Genomic DNA, 13,445 nt, shown 5'->3' with positions numbered 1-13,445 from the left:
ATTCCTTGGGTTTCATTTTTACTCTTATGAGTCTAATTCAAATCGAGATTTTTTCTTGTTTCACTGGCAGTTAGGAACAAAAAAGCCAGAGTCGAGGATCTGGCTTTACAACTAACCGTTTATGAGTGTGTTACCGGAATTTAATGATCTGATGACTTTACGATCGAAAATCAACCGTAGCGGTAAACCTTACGCCATCATCATCCAGTTCAAATGGCCAACTCATGCGCTCACAAATACGTTCGACAATAACTAAGCCACAACCATAACCTGCATTGTAGGTTTCATTACCATCGTGTCGATTAACAATCGTAAGTTGCGTGCCTATCAACACGATTTCAATATCGCCAATACTGTAGCTAAACGCGTTTTTGATCAGGTTATTAATTACAATCGTCACAAAACTCTCTGGGGCATGAACGAACCCACTCTCATTTTCGCTCAGGTTGTATTCTGCTCCCTGTTTAGCAAATAGAGGTGCAAGCTCAGCTAACTGCTGTTTTAAGCATGTGGTTAACGCATGATCGGCATAGTGTTGCGGCTCTACCTTCTCTTTACCCAATAGTAAGAAGGCTTCCGTTAACACTCTCATTTCCTCACAAGCCGATTGCATACGTGTGATAGCTTTGTGAGCAATGGGCGGTTGATCCGGTACGCGAGCCAAAATGTCTGTTGAGCCTTTAATAACCATAATGGGCGTGCGCAGTTCGTGAGAAGCAAAGCGACTAAACTCTTGCTCACGACGAAAATACCCTGCGATTTCATTTTTACTATCTAACAGAGTCTGTTCAATATGACGAGTCTCGCTGAATTTGGTATCCACATCGAAACCCGGTTGGTCAGGTGGCATTCGCCCTATTTTGTCTTCAATCTTGGCAAGTGGACGCGACAAAATGCGCACCATATAGACACCGTAGCCAACCATGATCAAAGAAAACAATCCACCTAAAAAGAATGTGAATTGGTGCAGCGAGCTTTCGTATTCATCCAAGTAGTCATCCGAGTCATCTTGAAAGACAATGTACATCAAGCCTTTACCAGACGGGTGATCAAACACGACAAAATGCTTATCCTCCTCGCCTAAAAGGTATTCATAGAAACCGGGAAACTTGAAAGACAACAGCCACTCTGGTGTTGGTGCTTCACTCCAATAAGAATCAAATTCTAGAACGTTAGGAAGCGGCGCATCCCACCCCATGTTTTGGAAGTTCTCTTGGTACAGCTCTACCTCTGTATCCAACCAGTGGTGTAAGCTCAGTACTTCGAGTTTGTTCTCCGCTACATAAATTAACGACCAAAATAAGGTAAACATCGCAAAGGTCATTAAACCAAATCCCCAGCGGATCTTGCGATAAATACTTGGGTATTCTTTATGCTTTGAGTCGGTAACCTTGTCCATGAATCGTCTCTAGTCTGGAATCATCAAAACCCTTGTCGAGCGCCGTTCTTAAACCATAGATATGGCTTCTCAATGCATCGCTGCCTGGAGGCTCATCACCCCATACATTATCAATTACTTCGGTACGAGACACCGCTGCAGGCGCGCGCTTTAAAAGCAGCTTTAGAATTTTAGTTTGAATGCGGCTGAGTTTGATGTGTTTACCATTGCGAGTCACTTCATCGGTTCTCACATCTAAGCTTATGTCTGCAAACTTTAACGTGCCAATATCTTGCCTTGGACCTCGATTGGCTAATGCATGTACTCTCAAGCTAAGTTCTTGCATGGCAAATGGCTTCATCAAATAGTCATCACCACCAGCATTGAATGCCGCGACTTTATCATCGAGAGTATCTTTGGCAGTCAAGAACAAAATTGGGGTACCACAAAGTTGCTCACGACGGAGTTTCTCGACTGTACTGATGCCATCAAGTTTTGGCATCATGATGTCCATAATGATGACATCATAATGATTTTCTTGAATTAAATTTAGCGCAGCCTCTCCATGGTAAGCGCAATCTATCGTCATTCCTTCGAGCTCTAGATAATCCGCAATAGTTTCTGAAACATTGTGATTATCATCGACAATTAATATTTTCATAGGCTCACGTTTCTTCACGAACACTTCACGATAAGCGCCATAAGATACAACCAAATTCATAAATAAGCTTTCAAAATAGGTCGATATCATGAAAAAATTAGCGCTTGTAGCGGCAGTGGGTTTGGCATTATCAGGTTGTGGTGGGTCTGGAGGTAGCGATAACTCTACAACTCAACCTGTAGCGAAACCAAGTGCGGCTATCGGTACCGTAGAGTCTGTAAGTAGTGAAAACAGTTCAATCACAGTAAATGGCTACACTTACCGCGTATCAGAAGTTATGTATGGTGGTAAACAAACCAACCTTGCTTCTGTGAAGCCTAACATGATGGTTCAAGTTGGTTCTGGTCAGGAAAAATCGTCTAGTGCACCCGTCGTTGTAACACTAGAACCAACCATGACTGGTCACATTAAGATCATCGACAAAAACGCGGGCAAGTTCACCATCAATGGTTTTGAACTTGTCTATCCAGAACTCATTAACTCAGATATTGACAGTGGTGACTGGGTAATGGTGTCGTCTCTACCTGCGGCGAACAACCAATACAAAGTACTTTCAGTCGTAAAATTTGAAACCAGCTTGTCTGATCAAGATGAAGTTGAAGGTCGAATTTCAAGCATTGACCTTAATAAGAAAGAATTCAAACTTGGTGCAAATGTGACTGTCGCTTATGACCGCATTGCGGATCTACAAGTGGGTCAATGGGTGGAAGCAGAAGGCTCTTTCAATGGCAACGTTTTTCATGCCTCGTTAGTTGAAGTTGAAAGCTACAACCAACTACAAGGAGAAAATGATGTTGAAGGCATCGTCACTTGGGTAAACCAAGACCAGAGCGCCTTCGAGCTTAACTACCGCGGAACATTTATCATTGATGGTAAAACTTGCTTCCAAAATGATGATGACGCACCTTGTAACCCAGCGTTGATCGCCAATCTAGCCGTCGGCTCTGAAGTTGAAGTGACTTCTGTCATGGGAACATTGAACACCCCGGTTGCAACTCATGTCGAGTTTGAAAAGCCAGACTGGGCAGATGATAACGAAGAAGATTGGAACGTTAATGAGTTCGAATGTTCTGGCTGGGTAGCAAACCACAAAATTAATGGCGTGGACACCGCAACTTTCGACATCGATCATTGTTGGAATGATTTAAACCAAACTATCGATAACTCTAGCGTGGTCGTAAATAGCAAAACAATGTTTGAAGATGGTCTGTCATTTTCAAACATCGCAAATAAACATGTAGAAGTGGAAGGTACTATCATCAACAACACAAATGTTGCACTTGAGATTGAGCCTTGGGAATCTGACGACTAAGTCGAAATAAGTACAACAAACACAACTAAGAAGCACCGCCTTTGTGGTGCTTCTTCCCTCTCTCGTATCGTCTTTTCTTTTCAATTTTTACAACAGATACGTATGACCAAATGAGGGATTAATAATGCGTAAAATGACACTACCTCTAATTATGCTTTTCGGTGCTTGTATTTCAGCAAGCAGTTTCGCGGCAACAAACAACGATAATACATCAGAGCGATTAGAGTCTTTTGAGTGCACAGGCTTAGTAAACAGTTACGACGCAAACTCCCGAACTTTCGTGCTTGCTTGCCAAAACGATCATGGACCAGAATTCCAAACCAAAACGGTTGTGATTGATACCAATACTCAGCTTAATGGCGTACAAGAAGCGAACTTAGACGGTGCGACTATTGAAGTTGATGGTGTAGTTGTAAACGATCAAAATATCGCAAGAGAAATCGAGGTCGCGAACGACTAAGGCTCCGAAATTACAACAGAAACTCACAAGTGTCGCGTCTGCGGCACTTTTCTTTTCCTGCAAACTCATATCACTCAGTTACACTTAATCCATGTTGACATGAAGACGGTAACTGTAATGAGCAAACGTAACCTTGCCCTACTTCTCCTCCTATTTGGCACAACCTCTGCGGATGCTGGCGTATTGGACCCAGACTGTGACGCAGAAAAAGCAGCCAAAGCAACAGCGACTAAAGCGGTAGTGGGAGTCGGTGGTCGATGCACACCAAAAGAAGCCTTAAAAGACAGCACGGTAGAAGCCGGTAAAGACGCGCTACCCGAGGAAGGACTTGCAGGTAAGGCCGTCGACGCTGCAATGCCAGAGAAAGAGAAGAAACCTATTAAAAACACAACCAAGAAGATCATCACTGATTAATCGTCAGCCTGAAGTGAGTCGATTGGTGAAATATGGGTTTAGAGTAAATGAAAAGAGCGTCCATCTGGACGCTCCTTTGTTTTTTCGTTCACAATGCTTAAGCCACTTCGGTCTGACCAATCCAGTGGTAATGGTGGTTGGCTTTCTTACCGACTAAACCAAGTTTAGCTAGTTCTTCAAACACTTTGTCGACCTCTTCTGCCGAAAGTCTGAACTGCTTCGCCACCGCTTTTTTGGTGCAAGTAATTTGGTGACCTTTTAACGCGTCACTCACCTGCTCTAATAACGTTTTTGGCTCTTCTGGTTCAAGCTCTTGTTGCGCTTCAGGCTCGGCTTCCTCTTTGATATGAGGCAAGTATCCCGCTGGCTCTGGGTCAATATCTCGAACGTTTGCGAGCGTTATCCCGTCGTTACGACGGAAGAAATGGCGGAAGCGATTCTCTTCACCAATCAAACCCACAAAGAAAGCTGCAAAGAAATCCAACAAGATAGATAAGAACACCACCAAGCCCAACTGCGCTTGAGAAGAGGTCGTTCCAAATGCTTTCGCTAAGCTGTCGATCAAACCAATCACCGAACCTTGCGCCACTGGCGGTAAGCTATCACGCTCTGTTGCTAAACGTTGTTGCTCTTCACGTAGCTTCTTGTTCTGCTCTTGAATGCGCGTTACGCCAGTTGCGATACGCTCCATCTCGATGTACTTTTGCGCCGCCATGTTGTTCAGTTCAATCTGCTTATCGATTGACGCAATCTGACGGTTGTAGGCTTCCACTTTCGCTTGTTCTACAGAGATATGACTTTGGGCGCTGTTGGTCGCACTGTTGATGCCACCGATACTGCCGCCGATAGAAATAGCGGCAAGCACCAAATAGAAAACTAACGCCGTTAGGGCTCCGGTGTAGTTTCTGTGTGCACGACGCTCACCGTATTCATACCAAGCGTAAAACTTGCCCGCTTCAAAGATGATTGCCAGACCGCCGAATAGCGCCTGCATCATTGGGTTTTCGTCAATCGACAAAAACAGTAAAAGAGAAAAAATAGTCGATGCTAAAATCGCAGCGCCAGTAAACGCGTACACGCTCACCATAGCAAATCGACCTTTAGGATATCGATATCCGATCTGTTGTTCGTATTTCATTGGAGAAATTTCTTAAGATTCCGCAGCCCTTATGTGACGGGCGCTTCAAGCAACTACAAAGGTGCGGAGAATACCGTATCCTTTATTAAATTACTGTCATAATTCCGTTAATGGAAAACAAGTGAGGAATAGATAATCAGTTTGAATTGAATCAGTTCGATTCTAGCACATAAAATCACCAACAAAATTCCTAAAATTCAGCCTACCAATGGATTTAGAAGGCTACTGGATAACGACATTTGCGATTTCGGTTCTCAGAACAAATAACCACAAAACAAATAAAACACACTCACATCACCGTTTTATAAACTTATAGTTACAAATTATTGTTCGTTTGTTAGTATCGCCGCGTTAAAAATCTCACTACCGAGTCGCATGGATATACTCAGAATACAGCAAGGAAAACAGACACTAAGCGCTATCACGATCATTATCGCTGTGCTGTTTCAGCTGTACCTAACGTCGACTGCGGCACTGAACCCTACGCAAATCCACAGCGAAAACTGGCTAAACCAAGTTCAAGATGAAAAGGTGTTGCTGTGTACCGCTGATGGCTTTAAATGGGTGGATATTAACGAACTGATTGAAGCCAACGCACTGCCCAATTCTGAATTTGTTCAAGACCTTAATCTGCATGATGGATTTCAATTTGAGTGTCCGTTATTGCAAGCAGCGCAATTCTTTATTTCTATCGCGCTAGGACTTTACCTTGCTACGCTTTCTTGGCTAAGGCGCACTAAGAACACGCTCATACATTACCAATTCGCGATTTGTGGCAAACAAGTCTATAAACACGTCGCACCAAAACAATCACCGCCTTGTGCTTTCCTCGCCTAATGCTCTGCATGTGGCACACGAAAACAACTATTAAGCCGATCGAACTTTCGAATCGGAGAAGCCAAATTTCATAAGGAAAACACTAATGCTTAAAACAATCAAAACCACAGCTATCGCTCTTGTCGCTTTACTGGCAAGTCCACTCAGCCTTGCTCACGAATACGAAGCAGGCAAGATTCACATCGATCATCCTTGGAGCCGTGAAGCGCCACCAAATGCGCCAGTAATTGGCGGTTTCTTCCAGCTAAGTAACCTAGGTGACGTCGACGACGCACTGATTGCGGCTTCGACACCGATTGCTGACCGTGTGGAAATTCATACTCACACGAAAGAAGACGGCATGATGAAGATGATTAAGATTGATGAAGTCGTGGTAGAGCCTCAGCAGAAAGTGGAATTCAAGCCAGGCAGCTTCCATCTCATGATCTTCAACCCAACCCAAACGCTAAAAGAAGGCGACCGTTTCCCTGTAACTTTGACGTTCAAAAAAGCAGGTAAAGTGGAAGTCGAAATGGCGGTTGAGAAGAAAGACCACATGGAAAAGCACACGCACCATCACTAATCGCTTGAACGAAAAGAGCCCGCTACTTCAGCGGGCTCTTTTGCTTTTGGTACCTATGATTCTAGCCGTGTGCACCTTTGGTTGTACTGATGTGCACTTTAGAGATTCCCTACTCGTTCGTTCCTCGCTCAGTCTTACTGAAAGCAAACCTCTGCCCAGCGCGCTAGACCAGCAGTGACCGAACCAAAGTAGTTGCCACTCACCACTGGAATGTTTGGCAATACTGTCTGCACTGCATCACGCAAAATAGGTGAACGTGCCGAACCACCAGTCATAAAGATCGCATCCGGTTTCAAGCCCGCTTGCTCTACCGCTTCAGTAACCAAAGCCGTCATCTTATTCTTCGGTGATTCAATCGCTTCAATCATCTCATCACGTTGAACATCGACTTCAATCAACTCAGACAACAAGTTAATGCCCGCACGGTAAGACGCTTGGTCAGACAACGCCACCTTAGCTTCTTCTGCACGACGCACGATGTTGTAGCCCAGCGACTCGTGGTAAACCTCTAACAAACGAGCCAGCTTCTCAGGCTCTTGCGCTTGCTTGTGCAGCAGTTTCAACGCCGATAAGTTTTCACGTGAGTAGAAATCGCTCTGCGCTTCCACATTGTTGATCGCAATTGGGTTCCAGAACTGCGTGGTTGGCATCATGATGCCCGATTCCATCTTGCTCTCCATACCGAATGGGAACATCAGTTGTTTGAACGCCAAGGCGATATCCAAATCGTTACCACCAATACGCTGACCACTGTGCGCCAGCAGACTTGCGGTACGGTCGGCTTTACCTCGCCAAGATGGTCCCATCTGAATCAAAGAACAGTCTGTCGTACCACCACCGATATCAACCACCAGAATGGTTTTATCTTCGGTTAGCGTTGCTTCGTATTCCAGACCTGCGGCTACCGGTTCAAATTGGAATTCGATATTCTGAAAACCAGCGCGTTTTGCTGCTCTTAAAAGAATGCCTTCAGCTTGAATGTTCGCCGTCTCACCACCCCGACCGTGGAAGTTGATCGGACGACCAATCACTGCATCAGTAATAATTTGCTGCGCACTGTTCTCTGCTTGCGATTTGATGTTGTCCATCATGGCGCAAACTAGATCTTCAAAGAAGCTCAGTTGAACATCACGCAGACCAGAAGCACCGAGGAAAGACTTCGGAGACTTCACGTAATAGATATCGCGAGGATCTTCCAAGTAGCGATTCAATGCCGCTTGACCAAACGCCATGTCTTCTGGCTCAAGTTCAATGCTTTCTTCACGATTAAGATTGATCGCGCGACGCAAAACCTGCTCACCAACCTGATCGAAAGGTTTGATGTTGCGATGGCGGAACAAGTGTTCAGACACCGACTCACGCGTCGGTGCAGCAAGGGTGGAAGGAATGTAAGGGCTATTCCCTTCAAGGTTTAAAAGTTGCGGTTCACCTTGTTCCATTTTCGCCACCGAACAGTTCGCGGTGCCGTAGTCAAAGCCGATATACATAAGTCCTCCCACTGACGAAAAAAAGGTCGGCAATCCTACCTCAACCTCAGTGGAATTACTACCGCAACTCAATGAAATAAGTGGCGCTTACTCTTTCTCGGCAGGTTCTTTCTTCATTGATGGCAACACAACCGCAAGCAACAAAGCCAACAACAGAAATACCGGAGTGAGCGTAAGCCCATGCCAAATCGAGTATCCGTCGTGGAACAACCAGAAAATGCCGACAGTCAACAAGTACGCAAAGTAACTACAGAACACCAAACTGATCGCAACGAAGCGCGTACGATTGATGATTAAGATTCGCACCAAATACTGGCTCATGATCCCCGCGCAGTGTACCGCCATTTGCCAATTAATGATGAAACACGCCAGTGCGACGAACCCCGATATTACCAAGGCATCGTGCGTGTTGAGAATGAAGTAGCTGCCAAAGCGACTGATGATGACGGAGTAATCGCCCTCGTAAACTATAGACCAGGAAATGGCGTTTGCCGCAGCGACAAAATTGGCAAAATACGCGATGGCATAAAAGGTAGTTTGAGAGCTAAATGGCTGAAAGACTTCGGAGCAATAGCCCTGCCATTCTTTTTGATTTGACGTTGGTCCGACCCAGTTACGTTTTTTGTTCGGTACTCGCTCTGCAAACGCAGGACCGTTACGAAACAACAACCAGAAAATATACAGCGCAAGTGCTACTAAGAGTATTGTAAGCATACCCTTTCCCCTCCAGAAATGTCCTTTTCCACTGCCAATGGCGTTGGGGTCGTAAACTGCACTTCCCTGTTTTTGTGCTTAATCTTGTTTTAATGCATTGTTAAACATCATGAATGTACTCAAAACGGCAGTGACGACTTTATCACTACCGTTATTAAGGTTTAGCACACGATGGACGGAATTGCTGAATCTGGATAGACCAAATAGGAGGGAAAGAAACGGTCTACCCAAACGAATTATGCTTCGAGCTTTTCTTCAAACACGCCAAGCTCACGACCTAACCAAATCGCACGCTCGGTATGATCACGCAGCTCGTTGTCACTGACTGGATGAATCAGAACCGAAAAACCGCCACGAATGGTATCAAGCCATGCGATGAACTCATCACTTATCGATTCAACATGCAGCTCAAACATTGGCATCTTATGTGGACCAACCAACTTGCACACTAAAGGGAAAACGCGCAAAACATCTTGGCGTTCTTGACGAATGATCTCATTCAAGGCTTGAGCTTTATCCTGCTGCTGAAGCGGGAAGTAAACATGAATGTGGTACATAACTTCTCCATGCGTATCACTGACTTTCATTAGTCGCCACACTACCTGCATTCAACTATCGAGGGAAGCGACAAATTCAAATCTATCGTCAAAGCGTGACGGAGAGATTAACGTGTTACTGGATCTGCGCGAATATGGTTGATAAATCACTCAACCTGTCGAATTTTACAGCATAATTTTATTACAAATTTCCTGTCAAACTCAGTGATTCCCTTCAACTTCGAAAACGTACAATTCAAAAAAGCAGTGTTTTATCCTAGAAAAGTACGGTGTAAGCGAAACTTTACTGTGGGTAACAACTCAAATTAAAGCACAATTTAACAATTTGTTTACACTTACTGTATCTGGTTATACCAAGATTCATCACTGGATTAGGCGGTGTAAACAGCAGTAATAAATGACGCCTTGTGTTTTACCAGAACACACTTTTGTTAGAGAGACGAGCACCAAAAGCGTCGATAACTATCAAAAAAACTGCAATCCTAGGTATGACCTTTTGCGCTGATATCAAAGCCTGAGTACCCATACAGGCTGAGATCGAAACAATGAGCAGCTGCAGTCCAAAAGACCCGCAGCGTCAAAAGGAGCTTGAGATGAACGTTCAGGCATTACCCATGCATCGGTTTATCGACCATGATGGGAACCTCGTCAGCCAACTACCCAACTGGGCTGATCTCGAAATATTGGTCGGGTTTTATCAAGACATGATATTAACTCGCACTTACGATAACAAAGCCGTTGCCTTGCAGCGCACTGGTAAACTAGGCACCTACCCATCACACCTTGGCTCGGAAGCCGTTGGGATAGCGGTAGGCCGAGCACTAAAAGCCAGTGATGTGTTTGTTCCTTATTACCGCGATATGCCCGCCATGTGGTGTCGTGGTATAGGAATGGAAAAGAACCTGCAATACTGGGGAGGCGATGAACGCGGCAGCGACTTCGCTCCCGAAGGCAGCCCTTTTCCTAGCAAAGATCTGCCCTTCTGTGTCCCAATCGCAACCCAGTGTACCCATGCCGTTGGTGTTGCGGCAGCGCTGAAAATCCAAGGCAATCACGATGCGGCTTTGGTGATGTGCGGCGATGGCGGCACTTCCAAAGGCGACTTCCTTGAATCCATTAACTGTGCGGGCGCATGGAACATCCCATTAGTCTTTGTGGTGAACAACAACCAATGGGCGATCTCCGTACCACGCAGTTTGCAATGTGCCGCGGAATTTCTCTCAGAAAAAGCCAAAGGTGCTGGCATTCCTGGTATTACGGTGGATGGCAACGACGTCGTTGCGGTGTTTGATGCAACAATGACCGCCCTTGAACGAGCCAGAAAAGGCAAAGGCGCGACGTTAATCGAAGCCGTAAGTTACCGCCTGAGCGATCACACCACCGCCGACGACGCGACCCGGTATCGTAACGAGGATGAAGTTCAAACGGCTTGGCAATATGAACCCGTTCGTCGACTTAAAGCTTTTCTCACCAATCAAGGCGTTTGGAGTAACGAGAAAGAGCAAGAGTGGCAAGCCCACTGTAAAGAACAAGTTGAACTCGCCGTTGAACGTTATCTCAACATGCCGAATCAAGCGCCTGAAACGGGCTTCGATTTCCTTTATGAATCCCTACCCCAAGAGCTTCATGCGCAAAGGGATGAGCTAATCAACAAAGCAATGCGAATGCAGGGAGGGAAACATGGCTGAACTCACGTTAGTTGAAGCAGTGAACCTCGCACTGCACCATGAAATGGAACACGATCCGAATGTCATCGTCCTTGGCGAAGACGTGGGTGACAATGGCGGTGTATTCCGCGCCACTGTTGGACTCAAACAAAAATACGGTCTTAAGCGTGTTATCGACACACCTTTAGCTGAAGCGCTTATTGGCGGTGTCACTGTCGGCATGGCTACGCAAGGTTTACGACCTGTAGCAGAGTTTCAATTCCAAGGCTTTGTCTTCCCTGCATTGGAACATTTGATGTGTCACGCGGCACGAATGCGTAACCGTACTCGTGGTCGACTCACCTGCCCTGCAGTGTTCCGCGCGCCCTTTGGTGGCGGTATTCACGCACCAGAACACCACTCCGAAAGTGTCGAAGCATTGTTTGCTCACACCGCAGGTTTTAAGGTTGTGATTCCTTCATCACCGCAACGCGCTTATGGTTTGCTCCTGGCAGCCATTCGTAGCAACGATCCGGTAATGTTCTTTGAGCCAAAACGTATCTATCGCACAGTGAAATCTGAAGTGGTGGATAATGGCGAAGCGCTACCTCTCGACACATGCTTTACCCTTCGCAAAGGTCGCGACATTACGTTAGTGACTTGGGGAGCGTGTGTTGTCGAATCACTGCAAGCGGCTCAAACGCTGTCCAATCAAGGTATCGAAGTTGAGGTGATTGATTTAGCCAGCATCAAACCCATTGATACCGCGACCATCTTCCGTTCCCTTGAGAAAACTGGACGCCTCTTGGTGGTACATGAAGCCAGCAAAACCTGTGGTGTCGGCTCAGAACTGCTAGCCAGAACCGCAGAACATGCCATGTGCCTACTCAAAGCGCCACCAAAACGCGTCACGGGCATGGATACCATCATGCCGTACTACCGCAACGAAGATTATTACATGATTCAGGAAGAAGACATTGTGCTCGCCGCACGCGAACTCGTGGAGGATTGGAAATGAAGACGTTTAACTTACCCGATCTCGGCGAAGGTCTCGCTGAGTCAGAAATTGTGAAATGGCATATTAGTGTCGGTGATATGGTCAAGCTCGATCAAGTGGTGCTTACTGTCGAAACCGCAAAAGCGACCGTGGACGTCCCTGCGCCTTATGGCGGTCGTATCGTGAGTCGTCATGGCAAAGAAGGCGATGTAATCAACATTGGCGCTCTACTTCTGGAAATCGATGAAACGGGAGCAGAACAAACCGTCTCAGAGCAGAAACAAACTGCCGATGCAGCAACCGTGGTCGGTAATGTCTCCCAACATGCACACAGCGTGAATGTGGACGACTTCTGGATTGGTGGCGAACACAATCCATCGCCTGATAACCTCATCACAGCCCTACCTTCTGCTCGCTTATTAGCGAAGAAACTGGGTGTTGATTTGGAGTTAGTTAAAGGCAGCGGTCCGGATGGTTTGATCGTCGATGCCGATATCTACGATGAAGCAGGCAAACAACGTCCAGGTACAGAAGTACTCAAAGGCGCACGCCGAACCATGGTATCGACCATGGCGGAATCCCACCATAATGTCGCAGCGGTCACCATTACCGAAGAAGCCGTGTTGGAAGGCTGGAAGCAAGGTGAAGACATCAGTATTCGTCTTGTCCAAGCCATTGTGCATGCGTGTCAGGAAGAGCCTGCCATGAATGCATGGTTTGATGCTGAGACCATGACGCGTTGTGTCCACAGCACGGTGAACATCGGTATCGCAGTAGACAGCCGACACGGCTTGTACGTGCCTGTTCTGCGACACGCTGACGAGTACGAGCCACAAGAGGTACGTCGTTGGTTGGACCAAACCGTACAAGGCATACGCGAACGTAAGATTGGTCGTGAGCAGTTGCAACACGCCACCATTACGCTCTCAAACTTTGGCGCAATTGCAGGCATTTACGCAACGCCAGTGGTCACGCCGCCACAAGTCGCGATTGTCGGTGCAGGTCGAATCATTGAGAAGGTTGTAATTCGAGACGGGCAAGCTGTAGCAGTGAAAGCCATGCCGTTGTCGATTACGTTTGACCACCGTGCATGTACCGGCGGCGAAGCGGCAAGGTTCACAAAAGTACTGGCAGAACACTTGAGAAAACCAAGTGTTTAAACAGCTTTTGCCATGAATAACAAAAGGGCTTCCGATTGGAAGCCCTTTGTTTTGAGGGTGAATTTAAAGAGAGATTCCCTACTCGCTCATTCTTCACTCTAGGGAATGACGCGATTTGGATT

The 13,445-nt window shown here is 46.2% G+C and carries 14 protein-coding genes; 8 read left to right on the top strand and 6 right to left on the bottom strand.

Going from position 1 to position 13,445, the window contains the following annotated elements:
- Positions 1-157 precede the first annotated feature (157 nt).
- Both QMY49_RS23305 and QMY49_RS23300 read right to left on the bottom strand, forming a co-directional pair.
- Entirely contained in the window at positions 158-1,399 is a 1,242-nt protein-coding gene (locus tag QMY49_RS23305; protein ID WP_049537604.1) for a sensor histidine kinase, read from the bottom strand.
- Positions 1,371-2,039, bottom strand: a complete 669-nt coding sequence (locus QMY49_RS23300) for a response regulator transcription factor (protein ID WP_005450120.1) — start codon at positions 2,037-2,039, stop codon at positions 1,371-1,373. Before QMY49_RS23300 ends, QMY49_RS23305 begins: the two co-directional genes overlap by 29 nt.
- Before the next feature lie 88 nt (positions 2,040-2,127).
- On the opposite strand from QMY49_RS23300, the gene QMY49_RS23295 reads away from it, so the two are divergent.
- From QMY49_RS23295 to QMY49_RS23285, 3 genes are all read left to right on the top strand, one after another.
- Positions 2,128-3,351: a DUF5666 domain-containing protein gene (locus QMY49_RS23295; protein WP_101960714.1), complete on the top strand. Its 1,224-nt coding sequence runs from the start codon at positions 2,128-2,130 to the stop codon at positions 3,349-3,351.
- Positions 3,352-3,475: 124 nt separating this feature from the next.
- Positions 3,476-3,811 (top strand): hypothetical protein, encoded by a 336-nt coding sequence (locus tag QMY49_RS23290; RefSeq protein WP_017190880.1) that lies wholly within the window; start codon positions 3,476-3,478, stop codon positions 3,809-3,811.
- A gap of 117 nt (positions 3,812-3,928) precedes the next feature.
- A complete protein-coding gene (locus QMY49_RS23285; RefSeq protein ID WP_017190881.1) occupies positions 3,929-4,225 on the top strand; it encodes a hypothetical protein in 297 nt (98 codons plus the stop codon).
- 97 nt (positions 4,226-4,322) lie between these two features.
- Here QMY49_RS23285 and QMY49_RS23280 read toward each other — a convergent pair whose 3' ends face one another.
- A complete protein-coding gene (locus QMY49_RS23280; RefSeq protein WP_009696321.1) occupies positions 4,323-5,363 on the bottom strand; it encodes a hypothetical protein in 1,041 nt (346 codons plus the stop codon).
- A 375-nt stretch (positions 5,364-5,738) separates the two neighbouring features.
- On the opposite strand from QMY49_RS23280, the gene QMY49_RS23275 reads away from it, so the two are divergent.
- Together QMY49_RS23275 and QMY49_RS23270 are read left to right on the top strand one after the other, a co-directional pair.
- Entirely contained in the window at positions 5,739-6,200 is a 462-nt protein-coding gene (locus QMY49_RS23275; RefSeq protein WP_005450125.1) for a hypothetical protein, read from the top strand.
- A gap of 85 nt (positions 6,201-6,285) precedes the next feature.
- Positions 6,286-6,762, top strand: a complete 477-nt coding sequence (locus QMY49_RS23270) for a copper chaperone PCu(A)C (RefSeq protein WP_029790722.1) — start codon at positions 6,286-6,288, stop codon at positions 6,760-6,762.
- A 134-nt stretch (positions 6,763-6,896) separates the two neighbouring features.
- On the opposite strand, the gene yegD is transcribed toward QMY49_RS23270, so the two are convergent.
- The 3 genes from yegD to QMY49_RS23255 all read right to left on the bottom strand — a co-directional run bounded on the left by yegD (position 6,897) and on the right by QMY49_RS23255 (position 9,520).
- On the bottom strand, positions 6,897-8,249 hold the full coding sequence (yegD, locus tag QMY49_RS23265; protein ID WP_283314655.1) for a molecular chaperone: 1,353 nt from the start codon (positions 8,247-8,249) through the stop codon (positions 6,897-6,899).
- 87 nt (positions 8,250-8,336) lie between these two features.
- The gene (locus tag QMY49_RS23260) at positions 8,337-8,963 is read right to left on the bottom strand and encodes a hypothetical protein (protein WP_009696323.1); all 627 of its coding nucleotides are present in this window, start codon (positions 8,961-8,963) and stop codon (positions 8,337-8,339) included.
- 236 nt (positions 8,964-9,199) lie between these two features.
- Positions 9,200-9,520: a DOPA 4,5-dioxygenase family protein gene (locus QMY49_RS23255; RefSeq protein WP_005450131.1), complete on the bottom strand. Its 321-nt coding sequence runs from the start codon at positions 9,518-9,520 to the stop codon at positions 9,200-9,202.
- A 593-nt stretch (positions 9,521-10,113) separates the two neighbouring features.
- On the opposite strand from QMY49_RS23255, the gene pdhA reads away from it, so the two are divergent.
- From pdhA to QMY49_RS23240, 3 genes are read left to right on the top strand one after another with little or no spacing between them, the layout of a single operon-like run.
- Positions 10,114-11,208, top strand: a complete 1,095-nt coding sequence (gene pdhA, locus QMY49_RS23250) for a pyruvate dehydrogenase (acetyl-transferring) E1 component subunit alpha (protein WP_009696325.1) — start codon at positions 10,114-10,116, stop codon at positions 11,206-11,208.
- The gene (locus QMY49_RS23245; RefSeq protein ID WP_009696326.1) at positions 11,201-12,184 is read left to right on the top strand and encodes an alpha-ketoacid dehydrogenase subunit beta; all 984 of its coding nucleotides are present in this window, start codon (positions 11,201-11,203) and stop codon (positions 12,182-12,184) included. The genes pdhA and QMY49_RS23245 overlap by 8 nt, the downstream gene beginning before the upstream one ends.
- On the top strand, positions 12,181-13,323 hold the full coding sequence (locus QMY49_RS23240; protein WP_283314648.1) for a dihydrolipoamide acetyltransferase family protein: 1,143 nt from the start codon (positions 12,181-12,183) through the stop codon (positions 13,321-13,323). Before QMY49_RS23245 ends, QMY49_RS23240 begins: the two co-directional genes overlap by 4 nt.
- Positions 13,324-13,445: the final 122 nt, after the last annotated feature.

The sequence above is a fragment of the Vibrio harveyi genome (genome assembly GCF_030060435.1).
Classification (GTDB): domain Bacteria; phylum Pseudomonadota; class Gammaproteobacteria; order Enterobacterales; family Vibrionaceae; genus Vibrio; species Vibrio harveyi.
Note: the sequence above shows the minus strand (reverse complement) of the source record. Positions and strands in the feature narration are given on the sequence as shown.

Coding starts and splice junctions, on each gene's coding strand:
- QMY49_RS23305 (WP_049537604.1), bottom strand. CDS start 1,399: ATGGACAAGGTTACCGACTCAAAGCATAAAGAATACCCAAGTATTTAT.
- QMY49_RS23300 (WP_005450120.1), bottom strand. CDS start 2,039: ATGAAAATATTAATTGTCGATGATAATCACAATGTTTCAGAAACTATT.
- QMY49_RS23295 (WP_101960714.1), top strand. CDS start 2,128: ATGAAAAAATTAGCGCTTGTAGCGGCAGTGGGTTTGGCATTATCAGGT.
- QMY49_RS23290 (WP_017190880.1), top strand. CDS start 3,476: ATGCGTAAAATGACACTACCTCTAATTATGCTTTTCGGTGCTTGTATT.
- QMY49_RS23285 (WP_017190881.1), top strand. CDS start 3,929: ATGAGCAAACGTAACCTTGCCCTACTTCTCCTCCTATTTGGCACAACC.
- QMY49_RS23280 (WP_009696321.1), bottom strand. CDS start 5,363: ATGAAATACGAACAACAGATCGGATATCGATATCCTAAAGGTCGATTT.
- QMY49_RS23275 (WP_005450125.1), top strand. CDS start 5,739: ATGGATATACTCAGAATACAGCAAGGAAAACAGACACTAAGCGCTATC.
- QMY49_RS23270 (WP_029790722.1), top strand. CDS start 6,286: ATGCTTAAAACAATCAAAACCACAGCTATCGCTCTTGTCGCTTTACTG.
- yegD (WP_283314655.1), bottom strand. CDS start 8,249: ATGTATATCGGCTTTGACTACGGCACCGCGAACTGTTCGGTGGCGAAA.
- QMY49_RS23260 (WP_009696323.1), bottom strand. CDS start 8,963: ATGCTTACAATACTCTTAGTAGCACTTGCGCTGTATATTTTCTGGTTG.
- QMY49_RS23255 (WP_005450131.1), bottom strand. CDS start 9,520: ATGTACCACATTCATGTTTACTTCCCGCTTCAGCAGCAGGATAAAGCT.
- pdhA (WP_009696325.1), top strand. CDS start 10,114: ATGAACGTTCAGGCATTACCCATGCATCGGTTTATCGACCATGATGGG.
- QMY49_RS23245 (WP_009696326.1), top strand. CDS start 11,201: ATGGCTGAACTCACGTTAGTTGAAGCAGTGAACCTCGCACTGCACCAT.
- QMY49_RS23240 (WP_283314648.1), top strand. CDS start 12,181: ATGAAGACGTTTAACTTACCCGATCTCGGCGAAGGTCTCGCTGAGTCA.